A 618-nucleotide genomic window follows, 5' to 3' on the forward strand; every position below is an offset into this window, starting at 1 on the left:
GTCATTTATGTTACAATACAAGATTTGACAGGAAATAGAATAGATAAAACTCTTGATATTTATGATTACTCATTGACTGAAGGTCATATGTTCAATAGCCAAATTGTAGATTATGATGAAACCACAAATACTGCTACATTACGAATTCAAGCCAATGGAGGCGAGAGCCTTAACAATAAAAAAATAAGATTTCATATTGGTTCTTTCCTAAGTCATAAACAAACATTTGAAGAAGTCGAGGTTAATGCTAATCTTATGGAGGTAAAAAACAATACGCCCCAAACAATATCATTGGATATGAATAATATTCCAGGTGGCGGTGGGGAGATTTTTGGAGAATTAAAGGAACAGGGAACAGTACAGGTTTTAAAGCCAGACGAAACTGAGCTTTACCTTCCAAAAATAGAGTTTATGCATATATCTAATTTAGGTTTTATTGATAATCGTCTTCACATTCAAACTAAATGGACAGGAGATGATATTGATAGTCATGGATATATTTATTTTATTGATGCTTTGGGAGATAAAATACACGCTTCCAACATCTCTTTTGGAATTGATAAATTAGGTAATACAAATTACGGGACCAAATATAGGGAATACATCTTTGACGTAGAT

General features: G+C 32.4%; 1 protein-coding gene. It reads left to right on the top strand.

Going from position 1 to position 618, the window contains the following annotated elements; all coding sequences use genetic code 11:
* Positions 1-618, top strand: a 618-nt coding sequence (locus tag AC1DUW_RS31805; RefSeq protein ID WP_477644576.1) for a hypothetical protein, incomplete at both ends; no start/stop codon positions are given.

Source organism: Peribacillus sp. P4_C12 (assembly GCF_056402095.1).